This is a genomic window from Rhizobium sp. BK512, assembly GCF_014194915.1.
In the GTDB taxonomy this organism is placed as follows: Bacteria; Pseudomonadota; Alphaproteobacteria; order Rhizobiales; family Rhizobiaceae; genus Rhizobium.
In genome coordinates this window covers 1-26,037 of record NZ_JACIAS010000004.1, presented here as the reverse complement: position 1 = coordinate 26,037, position 26,037 = coordinate 1, and the positions used below count along the sequence as shown (strand labels likewise).

The window sequence follows — 26,037 nt, the reverse complement described above, 5'->3', positions numbered from 1 at the left end:
CATCACTCACAGCTTGTCGGTATCGGGAACAGTGCCTCCGGCAACGGGAACGACAGCCTGGCAGATGTGGCGGGCCGGGGCGGTCCTGTCGCGGTAGCGGGAGATCATCAGAGAAACGGCCTCGCGGCCAAGGGCCGCGCGGTCGACGCGCATGGTGGAAAGCCTGGGATTGGTCATGACGGCACAGGGCAGGTCGTCGAAGCCGACGATCGCGAAATCCTCGGGAACGCGAAGGCCTGCTTCGGTAACGGCTTCGAGCACGCCGACGGCAATGAAATCATTCATGCAGAAGGCGGCCGTATAGCCGGAATCTTCCGCGAGCATTTCGACCGTGCGCTCATGCGCCTCGCGGCTGGCACTACCCTCGAAAGTGAGCGGAACGAGCCGGCCCTCGGCATCAGGAACTGCGGCAATCGCCGCCTCGAAGCCGCGCACACGTTCACGGATGGTATGACGGTGCGAACCGGTGAGATGCAGGATACGGCGATGACCGGCTTTCGTGAGCCGGCTCGTCGCCTCATAGGCGCCGAAGAAATTTGAGGGAGAGACGCCGTCAAGGCGCAGGCGCGGATCAGTGCCATTGACGAGAACGGTCGGTGTTCCCGTCTCTTCCAGCCAGACCCGCAGCGTATCGCCTGGATCGATACCGACGAGGAAAAGTCCTTCGGCTTGCGCCGTCTGCAGATATTCGCCGACCACATCGGGCGTCGTTCGATCCTCGCGCACCAGCCGTACTTCAAACGGCATGCCGGCATCCGCGGCACCGGCACGAAGGCCCTCGACGATCGATTCGTAGAAGACGCTGAGGCCGCCGGTGGCTCCGTCACTGGCAATCAGGGCAAGCCCGCCCGGAACGCTTTCCGAAACAGTCTTCACCGGATAGCCGTGCTCGGCGGCAACTTTCAAAATGTGCCGTCGTACGGTTTCGCTGATACCAGGCTCGTTGGCGAGCACCCGCGAGACCGTGGAAACGGAAACGCCGGCCAGACTGGCAATATCGGCCTGGCGCGGCTTTCTGATCCTGGTCTCGTTCATTTTGACCTCATTCATACAGCAAAGATTATGCAAATTATGCAAATTTGCAAGAGAACTATAATTTCTTGCAAAGAGAAATTTTTTGCGTACTCTACCTGCCGAACGCTCGAAAAGACCATTGGAGGATGGCATCGGGCATCAGACAAAGGAGGAAATCATGCAGGTCAATCGACGTTCATTCTTGATGGGAACCGCAGGTGCCGCGGCCGGTCTCGCCTTCGGCGCCGGCAGCTCGATTCCCGCATTCGCTGAGGACGCCTCGCTTCGTGCAATGTGGTGGGGCTCCAACGACCGTGCAAAGCGCACACTCGATGTCGCCAAGCTCTACCAGTCGAAAACCCCGGGCGTTACCATCGTCGGTGAATCACTTGCCGGTGACGGCTATTGGACGAAGCTCGCAACGCAGATGGCCGGTCGCGCAATCGCTGACGTCTTCCAGCTCGAGCCGGGAACGATCTCGGATTATTCCAAGCGTGGCGCCTGCCTGCCGCTCGACGAATTCGTGCCTTCGACGCTGAAGGTCGATGATTTTGGCGCCGACATACTGAAACTGACGACGGTTGACGGCAAGCTTTACGGCGTCGGCCTCGGCCTCAACTCCTTCGCGATGTTCTATGACAGCGTGGAATTCGAAAAGGCCGGCATTCCGCTGCCGACACCTGATCTCACCTGGGATGAGTATGCCAAGCTCGCCGTAGAGCTCGGGAAATCCTCGGGCAAAAGCGGCCCCTACGGGGCACGTTATACCTATGTCTTCGACGCCTGGCTGCGGCAGCGCGGCAAGAGCCTCTATGCCAAGGAAAGCCCGACCCTCGGCTTCACAGTCGATGATGCCAAGGAATGGTTCGATTACTGGGAGAAGCTACGCAAGGCCGGCGGCACCGTTGCTGCGGATGTGCAGACGCTCGACCAGAACAATATCGACACGAACTGCCTCACCCTTGGCAAATCGGCCATCAGCATGGCCTATTCCAACCAGATGGTCGGATACCAGCTGGTCATCAAGAACAAGCTCGGCATTGCCATGCTGCCGCGCGAGAAGAAAGGCGGCCCGTCAGGCCATTATTACCGCCCGGGACTGATCTGGAGCGTGGGCGCTACCACCAAGCAGGGCGAGGCGGCCGCAAAATTCATCAGCTTCTTCGTCAATGATGTCGAAGCCGGCAAAATCCTCGGCGTGGAGCGCGGTGTGCCGATGTCGCCGGCAGTGCGGGAAGCCATCCTGCCGCAGCTCAACCCGACGGAACAGGAGACGGTCAAATACATCAACTTGCTCAAGGACCAGGTTGGCGAGTATCCGCGGCCGGCGCCGATGGGTTCCACCGAATTTGATCAGCGCGTTCTTCGCCCGACCTGCGATGAGCTCGCCTTCGAGCGCGTCTCGGTGGCAGATGCCGCCCAGCAGCTTGTCGAAACCGGTAAGGCGACAATCAAGGGATAATCATATCCCGGAGGAACGAATTCAGGCCCGCCATCGGCGGGCCTTTCTTTTCCAGCAACCCCAGCTTAGTTGCTTGCGTCTTCAATGACCCGCCAGTCGGGCCGGCCGAGATCGAACGGCCAGGCATGGACATCGCGGTCATTGAAGTAGACGACTTCCTGCAGCTCGGGAAAGTCGCTCTGCTTGAGCGTCGCCGTCTCCATCCACGGCTTTATGTATCCGTCACTGCCCTCATAACCCAATTCGGCCACCCAGACCGGCTTCTGATACTGGGCGACGAGGTCGTAACCCGGCCTCAGTGCCTCGGTGAAGGTCCGGGGGCCGTTGTGAGCGATACGGTCGTACGGTTCGAGACCAAAGATCGACAGGCCGACGAAGTCGACATAAGTGTCGCCGGGATAATAGGCATTGAGGCCAGGCAGGCCCTTCGGCGACCACATGAGCTTCGTACCGGGCGCCTCCCGCCGCACGATATCCATCATACGCCTGTAGGCGGATATATAATCGGAAGGATTCCAGCCAGACCACGAAAAGCGGCCGGAATTGTCCTCCATTTCCTGCCCCCAGCGGACGATGACCGGGCTTTTCAGCTGAGCGATCATCCTGGCGATCGCCCGCATGTTCACATCGTAGTCGCCGTGAAACAGCTTCCAGCGAAGTTCGTCTGACGTCAGCCGCCAGTCCACGTCCCATGACCAGGGCTCGATCGTGATCAGCAGGTTGCGGCCCCTCGCCAGCGCATAGGCATCCGCCACACGCAGAGTTTCAAGATCGACGTCTTCCCATGGAAGGAAAGGTGTTCCGTTGTCACGCTCTGTTGCGCGCCGAAATCGCCATGCGGATCATAGGCGCCGAACTTGATGCCATCGGCATGAATGGCGGGCCGCTTGTCTCTGATCGTCTTGTCTGTAATCGTCTGGGCACCAGCATTCATGACGGTGGCGGCGCCCTGCGCCACGCTTTGGTGCGACACGTCGGCAACGCCGAGCAGAAGCATGGCGATCGTTGCCGTCGAGATCTTCTTCGCCAGGGTTTTCATGGTCTTGTCCTCCCCTTCGGCTATTTGTCGGTTGCCAGAACCTGCTTCAGCCCCTGCGCTTTCAGGCTCACCGTGTCTGCCGGAACCAGCTTCCGGAACTCATCATCGGCTTTCGTGGCAGCGTGCCGGAACACGTACCAGTCCCCGCTCGGTTGACGCCGCTGGTAGATCGTGTTGCCGATCTTGCGGTGGCCGAAGCAGGTACTGGCACGTGCCGCCCCCTCATTATTGGTCCAGGTCGCGCGCATGCACATCTGACCGAGATCATCGACGACCCAGCGACCCTCGGCGAAAGACTGCTTGCCGCCATTGTCGACCCAGGCGACGAAACGCCTGTCCTCGCCGATGAAGCGGCCGCCGCCCGTATTCCAGGTCCAGGTCTTGTCGGCGTAGATCATGTAGAGTTCCGCGGCAGTGAGTGGCGTCGGTGCCGGTGCCCTATTCTTTTCTGCTGCGAATGCGCCGATCGGGAGGATAAGGCCGAGGCACAGAGCCAGCGCTCCTCCCGTCAATCGTTTTGCCATGCTCATTTTATCCTCCTCACGCATTTCTGCTCTCCCCAACGTCCTTTCGTGCACGGCCGGCTTCGGCAAAACCGTGCCATTTGAGACTGAATTTCACGATCCTGGTCTTGCCGCCGCCGAGCCCCGCACCCGCCACGGTAAATTGCGACCGGGTAAAGGTGACGAAGGGCTGGCCGTGCGAAAGCGCTTCCATGGCGGTCAGCCCGTGATTGCCGAGCTGCGCGCCGCCGACCAGGCAGGCGACGAGACAGCCGGCGGCGGAAAACCGCAGACCATACGCTTGCGGCAAAAGGGATTGACCGTTCTCGAGGGCGTGACGGGCGACAACCAGGATTACGAGCGATACATAGATCAACAGGTTGATCGCCGCGAAGATCTGGAAGCCACGCGCACCGTCGCCATCGTCGGCAAATGCCATGGCAGCAGCACAAATGCCTGCCAGCGCGATGTAAGGTGCGATAATCCGCGCCGGCAGTTTGCGCAGCCCCTGATCACCCTTCGGGGTGATGCGGAAATCCACGAAGGAGCCGGTCACATGATCGCGCACGGCCGCGAGGCTGCCGGCAAGCGACCAGGGCCAGCGCAACAGGATGAAGACCACCCCTTCCCACCCGAAAAGCCTCGCATCGTATGGCCGGAATGTGCCTGATGCACGCCAGAAGATGGCGAACACCGTCAACACGAGCGAAAGCGGCAGAGAATGCAACAGGAATGCCGGATAGCTGACATTGGCGAAGACATGGCCCGTGAGCAGGGCTGCGACGGGCAGCAGGAACATCGACGCCATGAACGCCGAAAACAGCGGATACCAGATCTGCGAAAACAGGAACTGGAACTTCAGCTTGAGCGGCAGGCGGGCGACATGTCGGCGAGAATGCCGAAGCAGGATGGTAACCAGGCTGCGCGACCACTGGAATTCCTGAACAACCAGATCGGAAAAGGTCGCCGGCCCGTCGCCGTGTGCTATGGCATTGACCGCATGGACCCCGCGCCAGCCGCCGGCATTCATCATCAGCGTGGTCGAATGGTCTTCCGCGAGCTCGGGACCGAGGCCGCCGATCTCCCTCAGGGCCGCCGTGCGGACGGCATAGTGCGAACCGATGCAGAGCGGCGCCCAGCCATTATTATAGCCCGCCTGCAACGAACCATGCAGGCTGGCTTCCGCATAGAGCCTGCCGCGGGCGGCCCAGCTTTCGGCCGCATTGGCATCGCAGATGCTAGGTGCCGAGACGTAGCCGACTTCGGGATCGGAGAAGGGTCTCAGGACTTCGCGAAGATAGGTCGGCGTCGGCACGTGATCGGCATCGAACTGGGCGACGAAATCATAGCGCTCATAGCCGAAGTGATCATAGAAATAGGCGAGATTGCCCTCCTTGCAACGCGTGCGGCGCGGCCAGACGGGACGGTGATATTCGCTGACGCCCTTGCGCGTGGAGATCATGATGCCGTGCTGCCCGCACCATCTCCTCGCCTCTTCGGACGGATCTTCGTCGGCGAGCCAGATATCGAACTCGACACCCTTCTGATCGAGCATTGCAAGAAGCGTCCTGCGCACGACGGCAAAAGGTTCTGATGGCGCCTTGGTGACCACCATGGCAACGCGACCCTCCGGCAGGGGCGCAACCGATCTGACCTGTCTTGCATCCAGGAAGATGAGGATGAAATAGGCCGGGATCAGGGTGACCCAGGCGAGAATGAGCGTGACGAGCAGGTATGCCGGCCATGAGACGACGTGAATTGGCGTGGCCCACCAGAGCCAGAAGTAGTCAAGGGCTGCCAGCCAGCAGACGATGCCAAGACCATAGGCGGCTCGATTCCATCCGGTAAAGACGGGCTCGAACATCCCGGATCTGCTCGCCGACGACAGACGTGCGCGGTCGATTTCGGCTGTGGTGCTCATGCGATCACCTCCAGTCCGAAAGTCGGGCCAGCCGTGCGGATGATCGTATCGATATCCGAAAGTGTCGGCATGAAGTCGAGCTCCAGGCGAGCCCTCTTCGTATCGGCGAAAAGCACCGGCGGATCGCCAGCGCGGCGCGGCTGACAACGGATCGGCACCCTGTGGCCGGTCTTTCGTTTGACGGCATTCAGGATCTCGCCGACGGACGTGCCGCGGCCGGAGCCCAGATTGAGGCTCAGGGAATTGCCGCCAACCAGAAGGTGACGAACGGCCGCAAGATGCGCCTGGGCAAGATCGCTGACATGGATGTAATCCCTGACGCAGGTGCCGTCATTCGTCGAATAGTCGATACCGAAAATATCGAGGCTCTCGATCCGGCCGCTTGCGGCGAGAAGGGCGCGCGGGATCAGATGGGTTTCGGGATAGTGCCGCTCGGCAAGCTGGCCTTCCGGGTCGGCGCCGGCTGCATTGAAGTAGCGGAGCGCGGCGAAGCGGGTGCCATAGGCGGCCGCATAATCCTCCAGTGCCATTTCGAAGATCAGCTTGGTCCTGCCATAAGGATTGACAGGCTGTTGCGGCGTTTTCTCGCAGATCGGCAGCATCTCCGGAATGCCGTAGGTCGCGCAGCTGCTGGAAAAGACGATCTTGTCGATCCCGCAATCGAGACAGGCATCCAGCAACGACAGGCTGCCGATGACGTTGTTGCGATAATAGATGCTCGGCCTTTCGACGGATTCACCGACATAGGCATTGGCGCCGCAATGGATGACACAATCCGGCGAGTACTCGGCCATGACGTGCCGCAACCTTGCGCCATCGGCGATATCCGCCTGGATCAGCGGCCCCCACCGGACGCTGTCGATATGTCCGGTGGAAAGATTGTCATAGGTGACCGGAACCATGCCGGCACGCGCAAGCGCCTTGCAGATGTGGCTGCCGATGAAGCCGGCGCCACCCGTAACCAGGATGTAGCGGGGCATTTCATACGGCCTCCACCACTTCCTTGCGGGCAAGCAGCGCGTCGAAATAGGATATCGTACGCTTCAGACCGGTCTTCAGCTCGGTCGTCGGCCACCAGTTCAACTCCTCCCTGGCTCTGGAAATATCCGGACGGCGCTGTTGCGGATCGTCTGCGACGGCCGGCAGGTAAATGATGCGCGAGCGCGAATTGGTCAGATCAAGGACGATTTCTGCCAGATCCCGCACCGTGATCTCCGTCGGATTACCGAGATTGATCGGACCGGTGCAATGTGCGCCAGTTTCGGCGAACCGCAGGAAGCCGCCGACGAGATCGTCGACATAGCAGAAGGAACGGGTCTGCCTACCGTCACCGTAGATCGTTATGTCGGTGTTGGAGAGTGCCTGGACGATGAAGTTGGATACGACGCGTCCATCATCAAGGCGCATGCGCGGACCGTAGGTATTGAAGATCCGGCCAACCTTGATATCGACGCCATACTTGCGGTGATAATCGAAGAACAGGGTTTCGGCTGAGCGCTTGCCCTCGTCGTAGCAGCCGCGTGGACCAATCGGATTGACATTGCCGAAATAGGTTTCGTGCTGCGGATTCTGATGCGGATCTCCGTAGACTTCCGAAGTCGAGGACTGCACGACCGTGGCGCCGCTACGACGCGCTGCATCGAGCGTATTGACGGCTCCAAGCACGTTGGTGAGCAGGGTGCCGACGGGATCGCGCTGATAGTCCGGAGGTGAAGCCGGCGAGGCAAAGTTGAAGATGAGGGATGCCTCGACACCAAAGGGCTGGCGCACATCATGTTCCAGAAGCCGAAAACGGTCGTTCTGCAGCAGATGTTCGATATTGACGCGGCGGCCGGTGTAGAAATTGTCGAGACAGATGACCTGATGGCCCCGCTCAAGAAGGCGCTCGCAAAGATGCGACCCCAGGAAACCGGCGCCTCCGTTGACCAGGACGGTTTTTGACCCCGGTGGTGGCGATGCGAATCCTGAATGTCCTTCGGTGGGAATGCTACGCATTACAAAACCCTTCCCATGTCACGTGGTCTTCTTAGACCCTTCTATACTTTGGCATCCTTCTTCTCCGTCACACTAAATTCAACGGGAAGTAGTATACTTGAAACAACCTCCTCTGCCATTCTTCGGATAATTGTATTCATGACTCAAATGATAGGAGGATATCAGGGAAGGTCAACTTCAAAACATGGGAGCAATTCTAAATAGCTACAGTATTAAACTCCGGAATTCGCTTGATTAATCCCCCTCAATGAGTATGGTGCCATGCTCTCCATCCGGCCACTCCAGCTTCACCCAATGAAGCCGATGTACCGAGATGGCTAGCTATTGGTGTGCGAGGGCGCGTCGCGACTGCCCTGATGATCGAGGGGTTATTCAATGACGGTTCATGATCGCATGCATGGCCGAGCGCCATGCAGTTTCAGCTCTCTGGCTTTGGCCGCGACAGTTGTTCTCTCGGCCATTGGACCGATCTCGTGCGCGGTCGTCGATACGGCAATCGTGGGAAGCACCAAGGCGAATGTTGTGGCGGCAACGGTGCCGCATGCCGCGAAGGACTTCGCCTATACTGCCGAAGCGAAGACCGCTTCGGCTGAGATAAACGCTACGGTCTATCCGGGTTCCGCACCTTACATCTGTTCGCCGAGCGGTTTCGGCCAGAAATCACGCTGTTTTGCCCGCTCGTCCCGGACGGATTGATGGCCTAGTGTGGCCATCTGCCGGAGAGATCGCCGTTGTCCGAGGTATCGTTGAAGAACCGCGAGGCCGCTTCAGTGCGATTTCTCACATTCATCTTCTTATAGATATTGCGGACGTGGACCTTCACCGTATTTTCGGACAGGTGAAGCTTGTCGGCGATGATCTTGTTCTGCGTCCCCTTGCAGATGAGGTCGAGAATCTGGACCTCGCGAGTGGTCAGAGCCGCCATGCTGCTGCGCCGAAGCTTCAGCGCATTGGCGCGTGCTGCGTCGACAGACTTCGTCTGATACAACGAGGGCTCGAGCTGCGCCGTAGCACGGTTTGAAAGTCGGCCCAGAAGCGCGGATGGAAAATGTTCGCCGCCCTTCATCAGCAGATCGATTGCCGCCATGAAGACGTCCAGGCGCAGATTGAGCGGTAGGACGCCGTCGACGACGCGGGCCTCGACCAGCCGACTGATATAGGGCTCCATCATATCGATGGCTTCGACGACAAGACCGATGGATGCGTCCGGACGGTTTTCACGAACGATCTGCAGCGCATCGTGCAACTCGGCGCCGGCGACATGATAGAACAGAACAAGCCGCATATCGTGAATATCCTTTTCGGATATGGACTGCGCGCTCGATACGCTTACGACATCGAAATTCGGGAATTTCTTTGCCAGTGCTTCAACCATGCACTCGGAGAACAAGTCTGCCTTGGCGATTACCAGGACTGTTTCTCCATTCGGGCTCAGTCTTCTTGCCTGATCCGAATCTCCTACTTCCGACCCAACCATGAACATATACGCCTCCCCTAGCGCTACACTATACTAAAACTCGGAGCATCTACTCCCATTGGCGCGGTGGCGGGTATTACATGCCGACGAACATTGCCCCTAGGCATGCGGCCGCCTTATCTTTTAGGCATTTCTTAATTATGGTAATATGGATTTCAAAGGAAAGAAATGGCCCAAATGGGTTAGTTGTCACGAAGTTATATTTATTTTTTGCCACTTTATGGTTGCATTTCAGACAAGAAACATACTAGCGGGCGGTATTTCGACTAGATCACGGTATAAAGCAGCATGTATTAGTTCGAGACATACAAAAGCAAAGCGGTAATGGGCAGACGATATTTCAAAATAAGACGGAGAACCTTCCGAGCTTAACTTCACGATATCATAATCCGTCGACTCCCCCGGATTCCGAGGTAGAGGACGCGGTCCCCAAATCTTACAGAGCTTTCTTCGATGCCTGCGATCCGGCCCTGACTTAAGCGGATTATCGAGCTGGGCCTCCGATGTCTTAGCCCGAATTGGTATCTATCGGGGGCCTGCTTTTTCCATCAATCTGTGACTGTCGCTGAAAGTGGCGACGTGAAAATCGAGTATCAGCATGTGTTTTTGATACTTGGTCTTCTTTCGAGGGAACTCAAAAAGAAGTTCGAATGCCTTGCTCGCGCTCATATCGAGTCCGGGACTGGATTAGTGCGTCTTTGTACTGAGTAAGCACGATCCCAATACAGAATTTGGTCAACAAATCACGATGAGGCTGCAGATGAAAAGGTACCGTGTCCATCTGCCGACATTAACGTATTGGAGCAAGCGCGAGCAAAGATCCCATTTGAGATGAGAGGGACTTCGAAAGCTGCTCCAGTTTTTTTCTGGAGGAAACCGAAATGCCTTATGACCCCAAGCCCGGGCCGGGCTCTGATGACGACACCGTCAAGGTGGGCGCCTTGGCCGATGGCCTTTCCAGCGCTATAAATTCAACAGAAATCGATGATAATTCAACGGGTTACGTCGGCGGCATCGCCAATGGCGACAATCGCAACAACACCGACAACAGCACGGACGTTGACGTCAAGGCAAACGTCGATCTCGATGTGAAGACCGACAACGGCGACAACCGCGACAACGACTACGACTGGAGCTACAAGTCGGACGACGACACGAACATCAAGACGACCAACATCAACGATAACGACACGACGACGACCACAAAATCGGACTACGACTGGAGCTATGACGCCAAGTCGTACAGTGACGACGACGTCGACATCAAGACGATCACCGACAACGACACGACCACCAAGACGGACACGGATATCGACACCGACATCAAGACGATTACCGATACCAAGACGACCACTGACAGCCACAATACCAGCGACAGCTTCAACAAAACGGACACGGACTTCGCCGTTATTGACGATGTCAAGGACTTCGGGAACCTCGGCGTAGCCGGCCACGACCTCACCTTCGACATCGGGGATGACTTCTCCTTCACCCTCAATATCGACAATATCCTCAACGGCTCGCTTTCCGGCGAAGGCGCCGATTCCGTCTTCAGCACTGTCCAAGCCAACCATCTTGCAGACCAGGATAAGGCCTGGAACATCACGATGGAGAATGGCGGCGCTCAGAACCACCTGAGTGCGAATGCCGGCACGGCGAACGGTGCTGACGGCATGGATATGGACAGCAAGGGCTGGGACCTCAAGGCGGGTGACGACGTCGCAGGTACTTCCACGGCAGATGCTTCGGCAATTCTTGCCAATTCGGGCTTCCATCTGGAGCTCGTTCAGGGCGCGAACATGCTCAGCAACGCTGTGGACTCCAGCGTCATCGGCGGTAACTCGCATGTTTCCGATGTCGGCGAAGATTCCAGCGGACACTGACCTCCAAGACCAAGAAAAGACTGCACCGGCTTCCGCCGGTGCAGTTTGAATGCTTGCGTGCGAATTGACGAACAGCGCGGCTCCAGCAGAAGGGGATCGCATGGCCGGTCGTTTCTTCGAAAGGGAGGGCCAAGGCAATGCAAATCGAGAAATTCTCAGAAATTATCGCCCATTTCATCGGCATATTCGAAACGACGACCGAAGAAATGAGACTGCGTGCAGAGCTGACCGCGGGCACGGGTCCTGTTGAAAATGAGCCCACGCTCGACGACCTCGTCGCCAACACCCCCGCCTTCGCTTCCGATCTTATGCTCAAAGACTACGATCCCGACGTCGACTACAGAAGCGTCAGTTATGAGATCGTCTATGGCGGGGCCCGCCGCTTCGGCCGCCCCTTCGAGGAAAGCATCGAAAAGCTCTCCGAGATTGCGCACCGCGATGTGTCGTCGTTGCCTCGGTTCGGCAGTCCGCAGGACATCAACGTCGAGGACGACGAACAGCTGCAGGTTTTCAATGGCCCCGGATCGGTGATCGGATACGTTACGCAGGTCAACGTTCTCTTTGACGACGACTATCTCGATATGACGGATGGCTACCACGCCCCCCGGGACACGAGCTTCGTCACCGAACGGCTGGCAGAGTTCAACGACCAAACCGAAATATTCACTCCCTTTGCCAGTCTGCAACGGACCGACACTTTCGAAGGTGTCAAACATATCGCCAACGATATGGAATCCTACATTCAGGTGGTGAAGGATTCCGGCCAGACATCGCTCGGAACGAACGAACCGCCGGCAGACAATCCAAACGACCAGGCGCATGATTTCGTCCTGGCGGGATCCGAGATCACCGGAACCCACATGAACGGCAAGCTTGTTTCAGAAATACCGGCGCTGGACGATCTGCTGCCGGACCGTGGCCTTGCCAAACTGCCGGAAGATCCCGACGAAACCCAGACCTCGGTCGAGCAGCATGACCCGGCTTCAAGCAGCCTGGAGGTCACTGCCGGCGCAAACCTCGTCGCCAATATAGCCTCCGTCATCAATACCGCGGTAATCTCTTCCGTGACGGCCATCATGGGCGACTATCACCAGATCGATGCCATCACGCAGGTTTACGCCTACAGCAACGATGACGATATCGCCTCGATGTTCCACTCCTCGGCCGATGCTGCCGATGACGCCGGTGTCACGGCCTACAATATAGCCAGCTTTGAACGCAGCACGTATCAATCGCCCCAACCGGAGACGACCGTCGATGCACATGGCGACCCCATCTTTCCGATGGCCTGGCGGGTCAGCATCGTCAACGGCGACGTATCCTTCGTAAACTGGATCGAGCAGTATCATTTCGTCAGCGATAACGACACGATGACCGTCACGACGAGCGGCTCGCAAACGACCGTTCTGACCGGCGGCAATACGACACTGAATTTCTCGTCGTCCTTCCAGATGGGCCTGCAATACGATCTGGTGATCGTCGGCGGCAGTGTCTACGACATCAATAGCATCACGCAGATTTCACTTCTCTACGACAACGATTGGGTTCGCGCCGAGGACGGCGCGGACGGCAATGCCGCCGTTCAGTCCGGCAACAATCTCATCTGGAACTTTGCAGCGATCCACAATGTCGGGGCCAACGACCGGTTCGAGACCATGCCCGACTATATGCATCAGGCAGAGAAGGGAATTCTGGAGCGCGATCCGTCAATGCCTGAGGGCTTGTCCACCGATCTCAATTTCCAGGGCTATGTCGGCCTGAATGTTCTCTACATTACCGGCAATCTCTTCGACATGACCATCATCAAACAGGTCGCCGTGCTCGGAGATTCCGACGACGTGACCCAGGCAGCAGCCGAGCTCCTTAAGAATAACCAGGACGCCGTGATCACGATCGATACGGGCAGCAATACCGTCGCCAATATCGCTCAAATCGTCGACTATGACAGCTTCGGCAATACTACTTACGTTGCCGGCCAGCTCTATTCCGATGCCATTCTCATCCAAGGCGGGATCATAGAACACGATGCCACTGCGCCCGAGGCGGCAGGGGCAAAGCTTGCCAATGAAGTCATTGCCTTTCTCGATGACGATGGCCCCCATGGCACGGACAGTGGCGATGGCATCATCAACGGCGGCCATGACCTTTCATGGTCGTCCGCCCACCCCTCAGATGTAATGCAAGTCGTGGTCGCGTGACCTGGTATTGGGAGAGACCACGATGAACCAGATCTCAAAACAGATTTTTGCCAATGGCAGCGCGCTCGATCTGCGTGGCGACAAGCCGTCCCCCACAGCGGCGGATCCTCAGGATTTCATGACGCAGGCCTGCGTTTCGGCAATCGATGATGCGGTGGATCATCTTCGCCAACTGACACACACGGCGCCCTCCCATCCAGATGAAGCCGGCACTGTCGCCGAAGAGAAAGTGAACGAAGTGCAAGCGATGCCTATCGTACGATCTGAAAGGCAGCTTTCCGGTCATGATGTTCCCGCCGTCGATACCGTAGAACCAGAAATAAAGCCGCAGTCCGGCGAAGAATTGCGAACGATGCCCGATATCGAGGCACGGCGGGCGCCTGGCGACGCCGACGAGATGAAGGCCAAGCCGGATATTCCCTTTGCCAAGACGATCGACGGCAACACCGGTCCGCTGAAGGAAAATGAGCGCCGCCCGCGGACTGGAGACGGTGGCGGTGGCGGCAAGGAACCGGATCTCGGTGGCGGTGGCGGCGGTGGCGGCGGCGGAAACAGTGGCTTCCACAAGCGCAGCGAGCCGGTGAATTTCGCCTTGAGCCTTGCGCGAGGTATCGCGGTCATCAGGCGCAACCTCGCCATCGTGATGGTCTTCACGGTCGCGATCAACGTGCTCCTGCTGGCGATCCCACTCTACCTCTTCCAGATTTCGGACCGCGTCCTGACCAGCCGTTCGATCGACACATTGGTGATGCTTTCGATCGTGGTGGTGGGCGCGGTCCTCATACAGGCTTTCCTGGATTCTGTCCGCCGCTTCATCCTGATGCGGACCGCGGTGGAACTGGAAGTCCAGCTGGGCGCCCCGATCCTCAGCGCGGCGGCTCGCGCCTCGCTGCATGGAAGCGGCAAGGATTACCAGATCCTGCAGGATCTTCAGCTGCTGCGAAGCTTCCTGACGTCCGGCACGCTGATCGCCTTCCTGGATGCTCCGTTGATGCCGCTCTTCGTGATCGTTGTCTACCTGGTGCATCCGCATCTCGGCATCATCATCATGGTCTGCTGCGCGGTCCTGTTCCTGATCGCCTTCCTGAACCAGAAGCTCACGGCCAAGCAGTTCGCCGAATCCAACAGCTATCTCAGCCGCGCGAACTTTCATCTCGATTCCATGTCGCGCAATTCGCAGATCATCAATGCGCTCGCCATGATTCCGGAGGCAGTGAAGATGTGGGGCCGGGAAACGGCCGGCTCGCTGAAATCCCATGTGCAGGCGCAGGACCGCAACATCGTCTTCACCGGCGTTTCCAAGGCTTGCCGCATGATCACGCAGGTCGGTCTTTTGGGCTGGGGTGCCCATCTGTCGCTATCGGGCGAACTGACTGGCGGCATGGTCATCGCAGCTTCGATCATTTCCGGCCGCGCGCTGGCGCCGATCGAAGGGGCAATCGAAGGCTGGCATCAGTTCAACCGCTCCGCCGCCGCCTATGGCCGCATCAAGAACCTGCTGCTCACCTCGCCGCTCAACTTCCCGCGCCTGCGACTTCCCAATCCGGAAGGGCGGCTGGACGTTGAGCGAGTCCTCTTCGTCCCTCCACCTCAGAAGAAGGTGATCCTGAACGGCATCTCCTTCTCGCTGAAGAAGGGTGAATCGCTGGCAATCATCGGCAATTCCGGTTCTGGCAAGACGACACTCGGAAAGATGCTGGTGGGCTCAATCCTGCCGACCTCGGGCAATGTCCGCCTCGACCTCATGGATCTGCGCAACTGGGACCAGCGGCAGTTCGGCGAAAGCATCGGCTACCTGCCGCAGGATGTGCAGCTGTTTCCAGGAACCATCAAGGCAAATATCTGCCGGATGCGTGACGACGTCGAAGACCGACAGATCTACGAGGCAGCTGTCCTGGCCGACGTGCACGAGCTGATCGCCGGTTTCCCGCAGGGTTACGAAACCGTCGTCGCCGCCGACGGCGCGCCGCTTTCGGGCGGCCAGAAGCAGCGCATCGCACTGGCCCGCGCCTTCTTCGGCGACCCCAAATTCGTCGTGCTCGACGAACCCAATTCCAACCTTGACACGCAGGGCGAAGCCGCTCTGGCAAAGGCGCTGATCCACGCCAAGAAACAGGGGATCACGACCGTCACGATCACGCAGCGCCCGGCGCTGCTGCAATGCGTGGACAAGATCATGGTCCTCAAGGACGGCACGGTCGCCATGTTCGGCGAACGTACCGAAGTGCTGCAGGCAATCTCAAAGGGCAATGGCCGCAACGGCCAGCAGCCCCCGCGTATCGAAGGGTGACGGCCATGGGAAAGAAGAAACAGGAAACGGCCGGCCCAGCGCAGCTCGAGTGGTACGGCGACGTGCCGCGGTCTATCCGTCTGCACAGCTTCGTTGGCCTAACGGTGCTTTTCGCTTCGTTTGGCGGTTTTGGATATTGGGCCGCAACCGCGCCGCTTGCCTCTGCAATCATTGCCCAGGGCAGTTTCGTTGCGACCGGCAACAACAAGGTTGTCCAGCACCTTGAAGGTGGCATCATCAAGGAAATGATGGTTGGCGAAGGCGCAACCGTCAAGGAAGGCGACGTACTGCTGACGCTCGACCAGACAGCCGCCCTGACCAACGAACGCATGTTGAACTTGAGGCGTCTGCGCCTGGAGGCGGTTGTGGCGCGGTTGAGGGCGGAAGCACAGGGAACAAATGAATTCAAGGCTCCCGAGATCGTCATGGCAGAGGCCAGCGATCCGGACGTCAATGCGATTATCCAGAGCCAGAACGTGGTCTTTCACAGCAAGCGGGTCAAACTCGAAGAACAGCTGAACCTCATCGAGAAGAACATCAAGTCGCTGGAATATCGCTTCGATGGCTACAAGGGACAACGCGAATCCTTCGAGCGGCAGCTGTCATTGCTGTCGGACGAACGGGACTCCAAGGCGCGACTCGTCAAGGTCGGCTATATGCGCAAGACCGATCTACTGGCCATCGAGCGCGCCATCGCCGATGCGATGGGCGATATTTCGCGCCTGAATGGTGAGCTGAACGAGAGCGAGGCAGAAATCGCCAAATTCCGCCAGGAGGCAGTCATTGCGGTCAATTCCAACAAGCAGGCGGCACTCGATGCGCTGGAGACGGCCGAATCCGATCTCGACAGCGTTCGCGAACAGGCCCGGGAAGCAACCGGCGTCCTGGAGCGTACGGTCATCCGCTCGCCTGTGACAGGTACGGTCGTACGCTCCTATTACCACACTGCCGGCGGTGTTATCACCACCGGCAAACCGATCATGGAAATTCTGCCGGCCCATGTGCCGCTGATCCTGGAGGCGCAGGTATTGCGTACCTCCATCGATCAGCTTCACGAGGGCCAGACGGCAGCGATCCGCCTCACTGCCCTCAACAGACGCACGACGCCGGTCCTGGAAGGAAAGGTCTTCTATGTTTCGGCAGATTCGGTCGAGGAAAATTCCGGCTTGTCCGTAAAGGACGTGTATATCGTGCGTGTGCAAATTCCGGACTCTGAAATCGCCCGCATTCACAATTTCCACCCGGTTCCCGGCATGCCGGCCGAAGTGCTGATCCAGACCTCGGAGCGTACCTTCTTCGAATATCTGAGCAAGCCAGTTGCCGACAGCATGTCGCGCGCGTTCAAGGAGCGTTAAACACAGAAATGGCCGAAGCACTCAACGAAATGATCTGATATAATCCATGTATCATCAACGTTGAGCCGAGGGAGTTCAGCATGACGGCCATGTCCGATGTGTTATTAAGGGTTGGCCGGCTAAACTATGTTTGGACGAATACAGAAAGCCTGCTGATCTATATTATCGCCCATCTTCTCAACGTGGAGAAGGAAGCTGCAGTGGTTGTTTTTCTGACACTCAACACGACGCGCGCGCGCATCGATCTCGTCGAGCGTCTCGCAAAGCTTCCTTCGACTCCGGCTGCGGACCGCAAGGCCGTTCTTTCGGCCATGTCGCGCCTGAAGAAGGAATCGAAGATGCGCAACAAATACAATCACTGCATCTATTCCTTCGATGAGAAGGGCGAAATTTCCAGCACGCAACTCATGCGCCTGGTGGAGGACGACAAGGAAATCCGCTACGGAAAGATCGAGCAGATGAATGACCGGGAAATCGAGCTTCTTGAGAAATCGATTGCTGAGATCGTCAATATCAGCAAGGCGCTTTGGGCCTTCATCCACGCAAGCCCGCGGATCGTGGCGCTCTGATATTGCTGTCTGAAAACAATCGCTTCGGGCTAATCCGATTTCGTCCCAAGGAATCACCCGGACGGTTTATTTGAAGATCGATGTTTCTCACTAGACTGGATTCTCCCGAATTACGTATGGAGTATTGGGAGGGGGCATGCGCATCGATATCATTGATACGGTAGCCGGCTTCGATGCCGTACGCGATAACTGGGATCAGGTTTATCGGGACGATCCGGACGCCCAACATTTCCTCTCCTGGACATGGCTCAAAGACTTTCTTGCGCACCGTGGCCGTTGGTTTGTCCTGGCGCTGCGCGAGCGGCAGCGGGATGCTCGCTACGTCGCCTTTTTGCCGCTCAGGTTGCTGACCAAACTCGATGAGCAGAGCGGGCTTTTCTATGACGAAATCGTCATGGGCGGAAATTATTCGGCCGACTATACCGGCCTCCTCGTCATGCCCGGCTACGAGCAAAAAGCCATCGACGGCTTCGCGGCGTACCTCAAACAGCAGAACTGGACGCATCTTCGGCTGGAACATTTCAGCGGGCCGGCGGAACGCCGGGAGAAGATGATCACGGCGCTGCAGGGGCCGCTCGTCATGTTTCGTGATAATGCCCCGACCAGCAAAGACAATATCGACAATACGATCTGCCCGGTCGTCTTTTTGCCGGAGAGCTGGGACGATTATCTGGAGCAGAAGATGAGCAGTCAGACGCGCCAGAAGCTGCGTCGCTTCCTGCGCAAGCTCGATGGCGACGAGGGCTACCGGATCACCATGGCGACGCCCGACACCATCGATCGGGACCTTGGCATTCTCTTCGATTTCTGGCGCACGCGGTGGACGGAGCGCAAAGGAGCGGAGCGGACGGAGCGGCTCATCAATTCCACCCGCGAAATGCTGATGGACTGCTTCAGGAGCGGCACGCTCGAAGTCCCGGTCTTCTGGTTCGGGGAACAGCCGCTCGGCGTCCTCGCCAACATCATCGACCGCCCGAAAAAAACGATCCTCTTCTATATCACTGGCCGTGACGAGAACTGGAGGACGCCATCTCCCGGTCTGGTGCTGCATGGCTATTGTATCCGCCGGGCCATCGAGGACGGCTTCCGTTTCTATGATTTCCTGCGCGGAAACGAAGCTTACAAATATGCCTTCGGCGCTGACGAGCGGCGGATCAGTTATACGCTCTTCAGGACCCGCAACGGACACAATCTCGGCGGCGTCCTGCATCCGCGCAGCGTCAACTATGCCTACCAGCAGGCGCTCGAAATGTATCAAAAGGGCGAAAAAGGAAGGGCCGAGATTATCTTCTCCCAGGTTCTGCAATCCTCGCCGGGCCATGTGGGCGCCGAATTCGGGATTGCCAACCTGCTCTTCGACCGGGGGAAGCTGACCGAAGCCCTTGCCGCCTACCAGTCGCTGCTGGAGCGCACCGCCGAGCCGCTGCCGATCGCGCTTCGCCTTGGAGATACGCAACTGGCGCTGAAGCTCTATGAGGATGCGGTCGTGACCTTCCGTCGCGTCGGCGAGCAGGCGCCCCATTTGGTACAGGCCCGCTATAAGGAGGGTATCGCGCTCATCGCAGCTCGCCATCTCACGCAAGCCGAGACAGTCCTCGCGGCGATCCAGGATATCCATACCGACGATCCGGCCGCCATCCCCTATACCCAGCTTGCTTCCGTTGCGCTCGAGCGCCTGCGCCAGCATAATGCGGCACTGGCAGCCGACGAGCAGGTCCCACAAGGTATGATGGGACTGCCGCGAAAACGCGGCGGCGAAAAACGCCGCCCCCGCATGCACTAAAATCCTTGTCAAGCATGTCGCCCAAAGCCGCTGCGCAATGCTTCGGGCATGCAGAGTCTAGGCACCTGTTTCGGTCTGGTGCCTGATATCATCAGCGAGCGGATGCAAGATATCAGCCGGCAGGGCGCCGACGAGGCTGTAGCCCATGCCGCCGGATGCCCAGCTCCAGCCTTCAACATTTCCCTCAGCATGCGGCGCCATGGGCTTGTTCTGATCGACGAGCATGGGCCGCGTCAGCACGACGAGACGCGTTCCCCGATCATCGTCATACATCAGCATCAATCCGGCACCATGCGACGTCGAGATCATCCTGCCACCCATCAGGCGATAGCCCGATCCGGAGAGATCCGGCACTACCGGCTTGCGGCCCATGCGCTCCGTCGCCCAGTCGACGAGTTCGGCCATATTGTCGGCACGAAGCTCGACCGGCCTTATTTTATCGGGAGCGTAAGTGGCGAAGCTGTCGGCTGCTTCATCAGCGAGCGCCACTATGCCTTCGCCTGGATGCCGATACATTCCATGCAGCATCCAGCCCCCTGAACCGCCTGCGACGAGAAGAACGACAGCGGCAGCCGCCATACGCCACAAGGGCAGCCGGCCCGGCTTGCGCGCTTCCAGCAGATGGCTGAGGTTCAGCCGGCTCGGGATCGGTTCTTCGGCGATGGCGCTGAGCGCAGTCCGCAAATCGAGCCGCTGCCTGCCGTAACTATCGATTCGCGCGGCGATATCAGGGTGGGTTTCAAGATAGGCGCAAACCTCGGCTTCACGTGCCTCATCCAGCGCACCGTCCACAAATCCGTGGAGATCATCCTCGGTGATCGGTTTTACGCTCATTTTATTCTCCGAAGATGGGCGGCTGCTCCCTGTGTTGCCTGCCCGGGGTTCTCCAACATCTGCCTTAGCCGCTCACGGGCGCGCGACAGGCGCGACATGACGGTGCCGATCGGGATGGCCAGGACCTCGGCTGTCTGCGAATAGGACAGATCCTCGACCGATACCAGCAGCAACACGCTGCGCTGCTCTTCGGGAAGCAGCTCCAGCGCCTGAAGGATATCGCGGCTCATCAGGCTGTCTTCCTGTGTCGGCTGTCGGGCAAACGCACTTTCATCCACCTTCTCAATGGGCAGATGTTCGCCACGGCGTGCGTTCTGCTTCAACCGGTTGACGGCCAGATTATGAAGGATGGCGAATACCCAGGTGCGCGGATCGTCGTTTCGGCGATGATGCCAATGAGCAATGACCCGCTCCAGGCAATCCTGAACGAGATCGTCGGCTGCCGTTGCATCTTTCAGCAATCCGCGGGCGTAGCGGCGGAGCGCCGGTATGATCGGTTCGACAAGCTGCAGAATATCACTCATGAGAGGCTTACCTTCAGGAGCTTTCGCCCGCCACCCTATCACAGGCGGCGGGCGAGAGGGATTTACTTCGCTTCGACCTGGACGACTTCGGCTGGCCCCTTATCCCCCGAGGCGGTGATGACGAGATAGCGGCGCTCAGCCTTCTCGCTGCTCTGGACGATCTGCCGGATGGGGCCAACGGCATTGACGATCGCCGAACCGGCCGGGTTTGTCATGAATGACGCCAAGGGTTGAAGATCGCCAGAACCGTCAGCCCGCGTGGAGAGTGCGAGGATATAAGGTTTCTTGGGCTCCAGGCCGGTCACGGATGCCTGCAGCACCTGTGACAGACCTTGGTCGAAAAGAGAGACACTCGTTGGTGCAACGTCGCCCTGGCTTGCCTTCGGTGCGTGCAGGGCAAGATGCGCCACCTGGCCGGCGATGCCAAGCGGCTGGAGATTCTGCATGCCATCGCCCTCAGGGACTGCATCGGGGACATAGTTGACAGCCTGCGGCGCCTGGCCGATCGGTATCGTCGCGATGACCTTGTTTGTCAGTGTGTCGATTGCTGCAAGCGCATCGGCATTTTCGAGACCCACATAGACGCGCGTACCATCGCCTGATGGCCAGACGCCGTGCGGAAGATTGCCGACAGGAATTGTCGCGACCTGTTGGAAGTTATCCGTGCGATAGACCTTCACCTGATTGAGTCCGCCGACGGAGACATAGGCAAAGTCGCCATTGGCATTGTGAACGATGTTGACGTGATTGGTGATCGGCCCGGTATCGATCGTCTTGATAAGATCAAAGGGTGCTTCGGCGTTGAAGACCTGCGTCTTGCCGGTATCCTTCAGGGTAAACCAGACCTGCTTGCCATCAGGCGTTGCCGCAATATTGGGGCAGAAAGGGCTTTCCTGCTTGATGTGGCCGACGATCTGGTGATCGGCGACGGAAACGACTACGGTCTCAGGGTTGAACGAGGAGCAGATATAACCGTACCTGCCGTCCGGCGAGAAGATCTGCATGCCCGGACCAGCCGGCACCTTGATCTGCATCTTCTCCTCATAAGTATGCGCATCGATGACGGAGATGTAATCCTCTCCGCGAACGGTGACCCAAACTTCGTTGCCGTCGGGTGTAAAGAATGCCTCATGCGGCGAGCGGCCCACATAGGTGGTGTGCTTTACCGTATTCGTGGCCGTGTCGATGAAAGTCACCGAATTCGAGCCGATCGAAACGACGGCCAGCGTTTTGTGGTCCGGCGAAAAACCCATGCCATGGACCAGGACCTGCCCCCGATAGAGCGGGCTCAGATTGCCGGGCTGCGGATCGCCGAGACGGATGACGCCGAGCAGTTTGTTTGTGGATGGATCAGTGACTGAAACCGTATTGGAGAACTGTTCTGCAGCATAGACGCGATCCCTGCTGCTGACCGGGATATCCGGATCGGAGACCGCGCCCGGTGCCTGGCCGGCAAAGCTTATTGAGGGCACCAGTATCGTGCCGGCGAGAAGGCTGAGGGCGAGAAGGCTAGACTTCATGACAGGGTCCTTTCAGTTGCCCATTTTCATATTCGGATCCATGGCCGGCATCATCGACATGCCTGCGCCGGAGGGGACGGGAGTTTGCGGAGAAACCTGAGTTGGTGCGGGATCGGACGGCGGAAGGGGATCACCGAGAGCCAGTCGCATCGCAGCAATTTCCTGCTGCTGATCGACGATGATTTCCTGGGCAATGCGCTTGAGCTGCTCATTGCTGCCGTAGCGCAGATAGGTCTGCGCCATATCGATCGCCCCTTGATGATGAGGGATCATCATCTCCACAAAATCCCTGTTGACGTCGCCCGTCGGTCTCACCGCCATGTCGTTCATCATCTTCGCCATGGCGGCGTCATTTTCCGACAGAAACGGGGCCTCTTCCGTAACCGCGGAGGTGGCATGTTGATGCGATGCAGGGCCGTCGGCAAAGGCAGAAGCGGACAGGATCACGAAGATCGGCGCTGCCAGCGGAAGGAATCCTTTTCGGGGAAAGACGTTCATGCGGGCTCCTTTTTCATGCAGAGCGGTTTCATGAACGTAGACAACAGCACTGTTGTTTTATTCCGATTGGTCTGGATATTTTTCCGCGAGCAGAAGGCCCTTGTTTGTGGCTGGCCGAGCGCCTCGCTTCGTCCTGACGGTGAGGGAAGAGAGCGCCGCGGGAATGCACGGCCATTCCGCGCCGTTACCTTTTCCGACTCGGAAGAGGCCGAAGACGCCGAGCATCAGGCTCGCGACGAACTTCAGGCTGTTTTCCGGACCGTCAACAGGGGCTTGTGGATGAATATGCCGATATTGAGAACCAGGACGCCAGGCTCCGAGGCTGGCGTAGCTCAGCATGCCAAGTGGCCCCAGTGGCGATGACGACGAAGACCATCGGTCCGATGACTACCGCTCGCAGCTTTGCCGGAATGCGTCTATCACAGGCTTGAGCGGCGTATGGCCACGGCTGGGCCGGACGCGCGCAACGGAAACGGGTGCGTCTCGCTCCACAGACGTTCGTGTTTTGCGCGCGGAGCAGGGCTGCCCAAGGAACTCCAATCGAGACGTTTTTGCCGACCGTCACGCGAACCGATTGTGACAACCTTTGTTCCAGGTTTCGTAAACTTCCTTGTCGTCATCCAATCCCTTCAGCTGCGGCAGAACTTCAGCCCCTCTCTTCTGGAGGGGCTGCCGGGGAGATCGAGCGAAGCTCACACAAATTGGAAATCCGCCGACTGCAGGCTCGACACGGCCACGTTCTTCAGCGTGATGGTGTTGTCAGCATCGGCTGTGATGATCGTGTCGTTGCCTGACAGGGTCGATACGGCGAGCAGCGATGCCCAGTCGGCAAAGATCGTGTGATCGATCCTGATCGTATCATGTGCCCCGCCAGCCACCTCGAAATACATGATCGTGTCGTGCCCCCAATTCGGCTCGTAGACGAAAAAGTCCGCGGCCATTCCACCGATAAGGACGTCGTCTCCGGCGCCACCTGTCAGCGTATTCGACCCGAAGGCATTGCCCACAATCCGATTATCGAGTGCATTGCCTGTTCCGACAAAGGCTTCCCAGCCGTCGGCACCCGAGCTCAAGTTTTCGATGTTTTCTCCCAACGTATAGTTGGCGAGGGACGTTTGCACCTGGTCGATCCCTTCACCGGCATTTTCGATGACGGCGTCTCCGGCGCTGTCGACGATGTAATAGTCGTTGCCCTTGCCGCCGATCAGCGTATCGCTACCGTCTCCGCCGTTCAGCGTGTCGTTGCCGGCACCCCCGGTGATCGTATTGGAGAGCGCATTGCCGATACCAGTAAAGTCGCCGGTGCCGGTGTAGGTGAGGTTTTCGACATTGGCAACAAGTGCCAGGCGGTCGAGCCCGGTCTTCACCGTGTCGGTGCCTGCACTTGCATCTTCAGTCACCACGTCACCGGCGACATCCACGATGTAGGTGTCGTTGCCGGCGCCGCCGATCAGCGTATCCTCACCGGCTCCCCCGTTGAGCGTGTCGTCACCGTCGCCACCCGACAGCCGGTCGGCCGCAGCTCCCCCGGTGATCGTGTTGGCAAGGCTGTTGCCCGTTCCGGTGAAGGCCACTGTGCCCGTATAGGTCAGGTTCTCGACATTGTCGGCAAGCGTATAGGCCGACGACCCAGCCTTGACCGTATCGATGCCCGCATCGACACTTTCGGTGACGACGTCACCGGCATTGTCAACGATGTAGGTGTCATTGCCGGCGCCGCCGATCAGCGTATCCGCACCGGCTCCGCCGTTCAGCGTATCGGCGCCTGCACCGCCGGTGATCACATTCGCCGCAGCATTGCCGGTGCCGGTGAAGGCTGCCGACCCGGTGTAGGTCAGGTTCTCGATATTGTCGGCAAGCGTATAGGCCGCAAGCGCGGTCTTGACCGTATCGGTGCCCGCACCTGCTGCCTCCGTGACAACGTCGCCCACGACATCCACGATATAGGTGTCATCGCCGATACCGCCGATCAGCGTGTCGGTACCCGCCCCGCCATCCAGCACGTCGTTGCCGGCGCCGCCGGTGATCGTGTTGGAAAGGGCGTTGCCGGTCCCGGCAAAATTGCCGCTGCCGGTGAAGGTCAGGTTCTCGACATTGGCAATGTTGGTCAGCGCATAGGCTGAAAGCGACGTCTTGACCAGATCCGTGCCTTCGTTGGCGGCTTCGGTCACGACGTCACCGGCGACGTCCACGATGTAGGTGTCATTGCCCGCACCACCAATCAGCGTATCGGAGCCCGCCTTGCCGTCCAGCGTGTCGGCACCTGCCGCACCCCTGATCGTGTTGGCAAGATCGTTGCCCGTTCCGGTGAAGGCCACTGTGCCCGTATAGGTCAGGTTCTCGACATTGTCGGCAAGCGTATAGGCCGCCGACCCAGCCTTGACCGTATCGATCCCCGCATCGACACTTTCGGTGACGACGTCACCGGCATTGTCAACGATGTAGGTGTCATTACCGGCGCCGCCGATCAGCGTATCCGCACCGGCTCCGCCGTTCAGCGTATCGGCGCCTGCACCCCCGGTGATCACGTTCGCCGCAGCATTGCCGGTGCCGGTGAAGGCTGCCGACCCGGTGTAGGTCAGGTTCTCGATATTGGCGAGGGCAGCAATCGAATAGGCAGCAAGCGACGTCCGGATCTCGTCCGTACCCGCACCTGCTGCTTCCGTGACCACGTCGCTCGCGGCATCCACGATATAGGTGTCATCGCCGACGCCACCAATCAGCGTGTCGGCTCCCGCTCCACCGTCCAGCACGTCGTTGCCGGCACCCCCGGTGATCGTGTTGGCCAAGGCATTGCCGGTCCCGGCAAAATTGCCGCTGCCGGTGAAGGTCAGGTTCTCGACATTGGCAATGTTGGTCAGCGCATAGGCTGAAAGCGACGTCTTGACCAGATCCGTGCCTTCGTTGGCGGCTTCGGTCACGACGTCACCGGCGACGTCCACGATGTAGGTGTCATTGCCCGCACCACCAATCAGCGTATCGGAGCCCGCCTTGCCGTCCAGCGTGTCGGCACCTGCCGCACCCCTGATCGTGTTGGCAAGGCTGTTGCCCGTACCGGTAAAGGCAACCGTACCCGTATAGGTCAGGTTCTCGACATTGTCGGCAAGCGTATAGGCAGAAAGCGCGGTCTTGACCGTGTCGGTGCCTGCATTTGCAGCCTCGGTGACGACGT

18 protein-coding genes and 2 pseudogenes are annotated in these 26,037 nt (G+C 58.7%); 8 read left to right on the top strand and 12 right to left on the bottom strand.

Going from position 1 to position 26,037, the window contains the following annotated elements; all coding sequences use genetic code 11:
• Positions 1-6: 6 nt before the first annotated feature.
• Complete coding sequence (locus FHX06_RS15345) at positions 7-1,035, bottom strand: LacI family DNA-binding transcriptional regulator (RefSeq protein ID WP_113016255.1); 1,029 nt, start codon at positions 1,033-1,035, stop codon at positions 7-9.
• 157 nt (positions 1,036-1,192) lie between these two features.
• Between FHX06_RS15345 and FHX06_RS15340 the strand changes: the two genes are divergently transcribed.
• The gene (locus FHX06_RS15340; protein WP_183879958.1) at positions 1,193-2,476 is read left to right on the top strand and encodes an ABC transporter substrate-binding protein; all 1,284 of its coding nucleotides are present in this window, start codon (positions 1,193-1,195) and stop codon (positions 2,474-2,476) included.
• A gap of 65 nt (positions 2,477-2,541) precedes the next feature.
• Here FHX06_RS15340 and FHX06_RS15335 read toward each other — a convergent pair.
• The 5 genes and pseudogenes from FHX06_RS15335 to FHX06_RS15315 all read right to left on the bottom strand — a co-directional run bounded on the left by FHX06_RS15335 (position 2,542) and on the right by FHX06_RS15315 (position 7,934).
• Positions 2,542-3,515: pseudogene (locus FHX06_RS15335) on the bottom strand (glycoside hydrolase family 26 protein).
• Between the two features lie 7 nt (positions 3,516-3,522).
• Positions 3,523-4,045 (bottom strand): annotated as a pseudogene (locus tag FHX06_RS15330) (DUF995 domain-containing protein); the annotation flags it as partial.
• 10 nt (positions 4,046-4,055) lie between these two features.
• Entirely contained in the window at positions 4,056-5,939 is a 1,884-nt protein-coding gene (locus tag FHX06_RS15325; RefSeq protein WP_113210452.1) for a glycosyltransferase family 2 protein, read from the bottom strand.
• Positions 5,936-6,919 (bottom strand): UDP-glucose 4-epimerase GalE, encoded by a 984-nt coding sequence (gene galE / locus FHX06_RS15320; RefSeq protein WP_018114874.1) that lies wholly within the window; start codon positions 6,917-6,919, stop codon positions 5,936-5,938. Before galE ends, FHX06_RS15325 begins: the two co-directional genes overlap by 4 nt.
• Before the next feature lies 1 nt (position 6,920).
• Positions 6,921-7,934 (bottom strand): UDP-glucuronic acid decarboxylase family protein, encoded by a 1,014-nt coding sequence (locus FHX06_RS15315; RefSeq protein WP_018114875.1) that lies wholly within the window; start codon positions 7,932-7,934, stop codon positions 6,921-6,923.
• A 375-nt stretch (positions 7,935-8,309) separates the two neighbouring features.
• Between FHX06_RS15315 and FHX06_RS15310 the strand changes: the two genes are divergently transcribed.
• Complete coding sequence (locus FHX06_RS15310; protein ID WP_183879956.1) at positions 8,310-8,630, top strand: hypothetical protein; 321 nt, start codon at positions 8,310-8,312, stop codon at positions 8,628-8,630.
• A gap of 4 nt (positions 8,631-8,634) precedes the next feature.
• Here FHX06_RS15310 and FHX06_RS15305 read toward each other — a convergent pair whose 3' ends face one another.
• Complete coding sequence (locus FHX06_RS15305; protein WP_018114877.1) at positions 8,635-9,417, bottom strand: helix-turn-helix transcriptional regulator; 783 nt, start codon at positions 9,415-9,417, stop codon at positions 8,635-8,637.
• 875 nt (positions 9,418-10,292) lie between these two features.
• Between FHX06_RS15305 and FHX06_RS15300 the strand changes: the two genes are divergently transcribed.
• The 6 genes from FHX06_RS15300 to FHX06_RS15275 all read left to right on the top strand — a co-directional run bounded on the left by FHX06_RS15300 (position 10,293) and on the right by FHX06_RS15275 (position 19,489).
• Positions 10,293-11,294 (top strand): hypothetical protein, encoded by a 1,002-nt coding sequence (locus tag FHX06_RS15300; RefSeq protein ID WP_018114878.1) that lies wholly within the window; start codon positions 10,293-10,295, stop codon positions 11,292-11,294.
• 137 nt (positions 11,295-11,431) lie between these two features.
• Positions 11,432-13,492, top strand: coding sequence for a hypothetical protein (locus FHX06_RS15295; protein WP_113016154.1), 2,061 nt, complete (start codon positions 11,432-11,434; stop codon positions 13,490-13,492).
• A gap of 22 nt (positions 13,493-13,514) precedes the next feature.
• On the top strand, positions 13,515-15,782 hold the full coding sequence (locus FHX06_RS15290; protein WP_113210453.1) for a type I secretion system permease/ATPase: 2,268 nt from the start codon (positions 13,515-13,517) through the stop codon (positions 15,780-15,782).
• Between the two features lie 5 nt (positions 15,783-15,787).
• Complete coding sequence (locus FHX06_RS15285) at positions 15,788-17,137, top strand: HlyD family type I secretion periplasmic adaptor subunit (protein WP_018114881.1); 1,350 nt, start codon at positions 15,788-15,790, stop codon at positions 17,135-17,137.
• 80 nt (positions 17,138-17,217) lie between these two features.
• Positions 17,218-17,706: a hypothetical protein gene (locus FHX06_RS15280; protein ID WP_018114882.1), complete on the top strand. Its 489-nt coding sequence runs from the start codon at positions 17,218-17,220 to the stop codon at positions 17,704-17,706.
• Between the two features lie 136 nt (positions 17,707-17,842).
• Positions 17,843-19,489 carry a GNAT family N-acetyltransferase gene (locus FHX06_RS15275; RefSeq protein WP_183879954.1) on the top strand — a complete coding sequence of 549 codons (1,647 nt, stop codon included), beginning with the start codon at positions 17,843-17,845 and terminating at the stop codon, positions 19,487-19,489.
• A gap of 57 nt (positions 19,490-19,546) precedes the next feature.
• On the opposite strand, the gene FHX06_RS15270 is transcribed toward FHX06_RS15275, so the two are convergent.
• From FHX06_RS15270 to FHX06_RS15250, 5 genes are all read right to left on the bottom strand, one after another.
• Positions 19,547-20,323, bottom strand: a complete 777-nt coding sequence (locus tag FHX06_RS15270; protein ID WP_183879952.1) for an anti-sigma factor family protein — start codon at positions 20,321-20,323, stop codon at positions 19,547-19,549.
• A complete protein-coding gene (locus FHX06_RS15265) occupies positions 20,320-20,847 on the bottom strand; it encodes an RNA polymerase sigma factor (RefSeq protein WP_018114885.1) in 528 nt (175 codons plus the stop codon). The genes FHX06_RS15270 and FHX06_RS15265 overlap by 4 nt, the downstream gene beginning before the upstream one ends.
• 62 nt (positions 20,848-20,909) lie before the next feature.
• Positions 20,910-22,367, bottom strand: coding sequence for a YncE family protein (locus FHX06_RS15260; RefSeq protein ID WP_112542885.1), 1,458 nt, complete (start codon positions 22,365-22,367; stop codon positions 20,910-20,912).
• A gap of 12 nt (positions 22,368-22,379) precedes the next feature.
• Positions 22,380-22,865, bottom strand: coding sequence for a DUF305 domain-containing protein (locus FHX06_RS15255; RefSeq protein ID WP_183879950.1), 486 nt, complete (start codon positions 22,863-22,865; stop codon positions 22,380-22,382).
• A 692-nt stretch (positions 22,866-23,557) separates the two neighbouring features.
• Positions 23,558-26,037 (bottom strand): beta strand repeat-containing protein (locus FHX06_RS15250; RefSeq protein WP_183879948.1); only part of this gene is annotated, 2,480 nt, incomplete at its 5' end.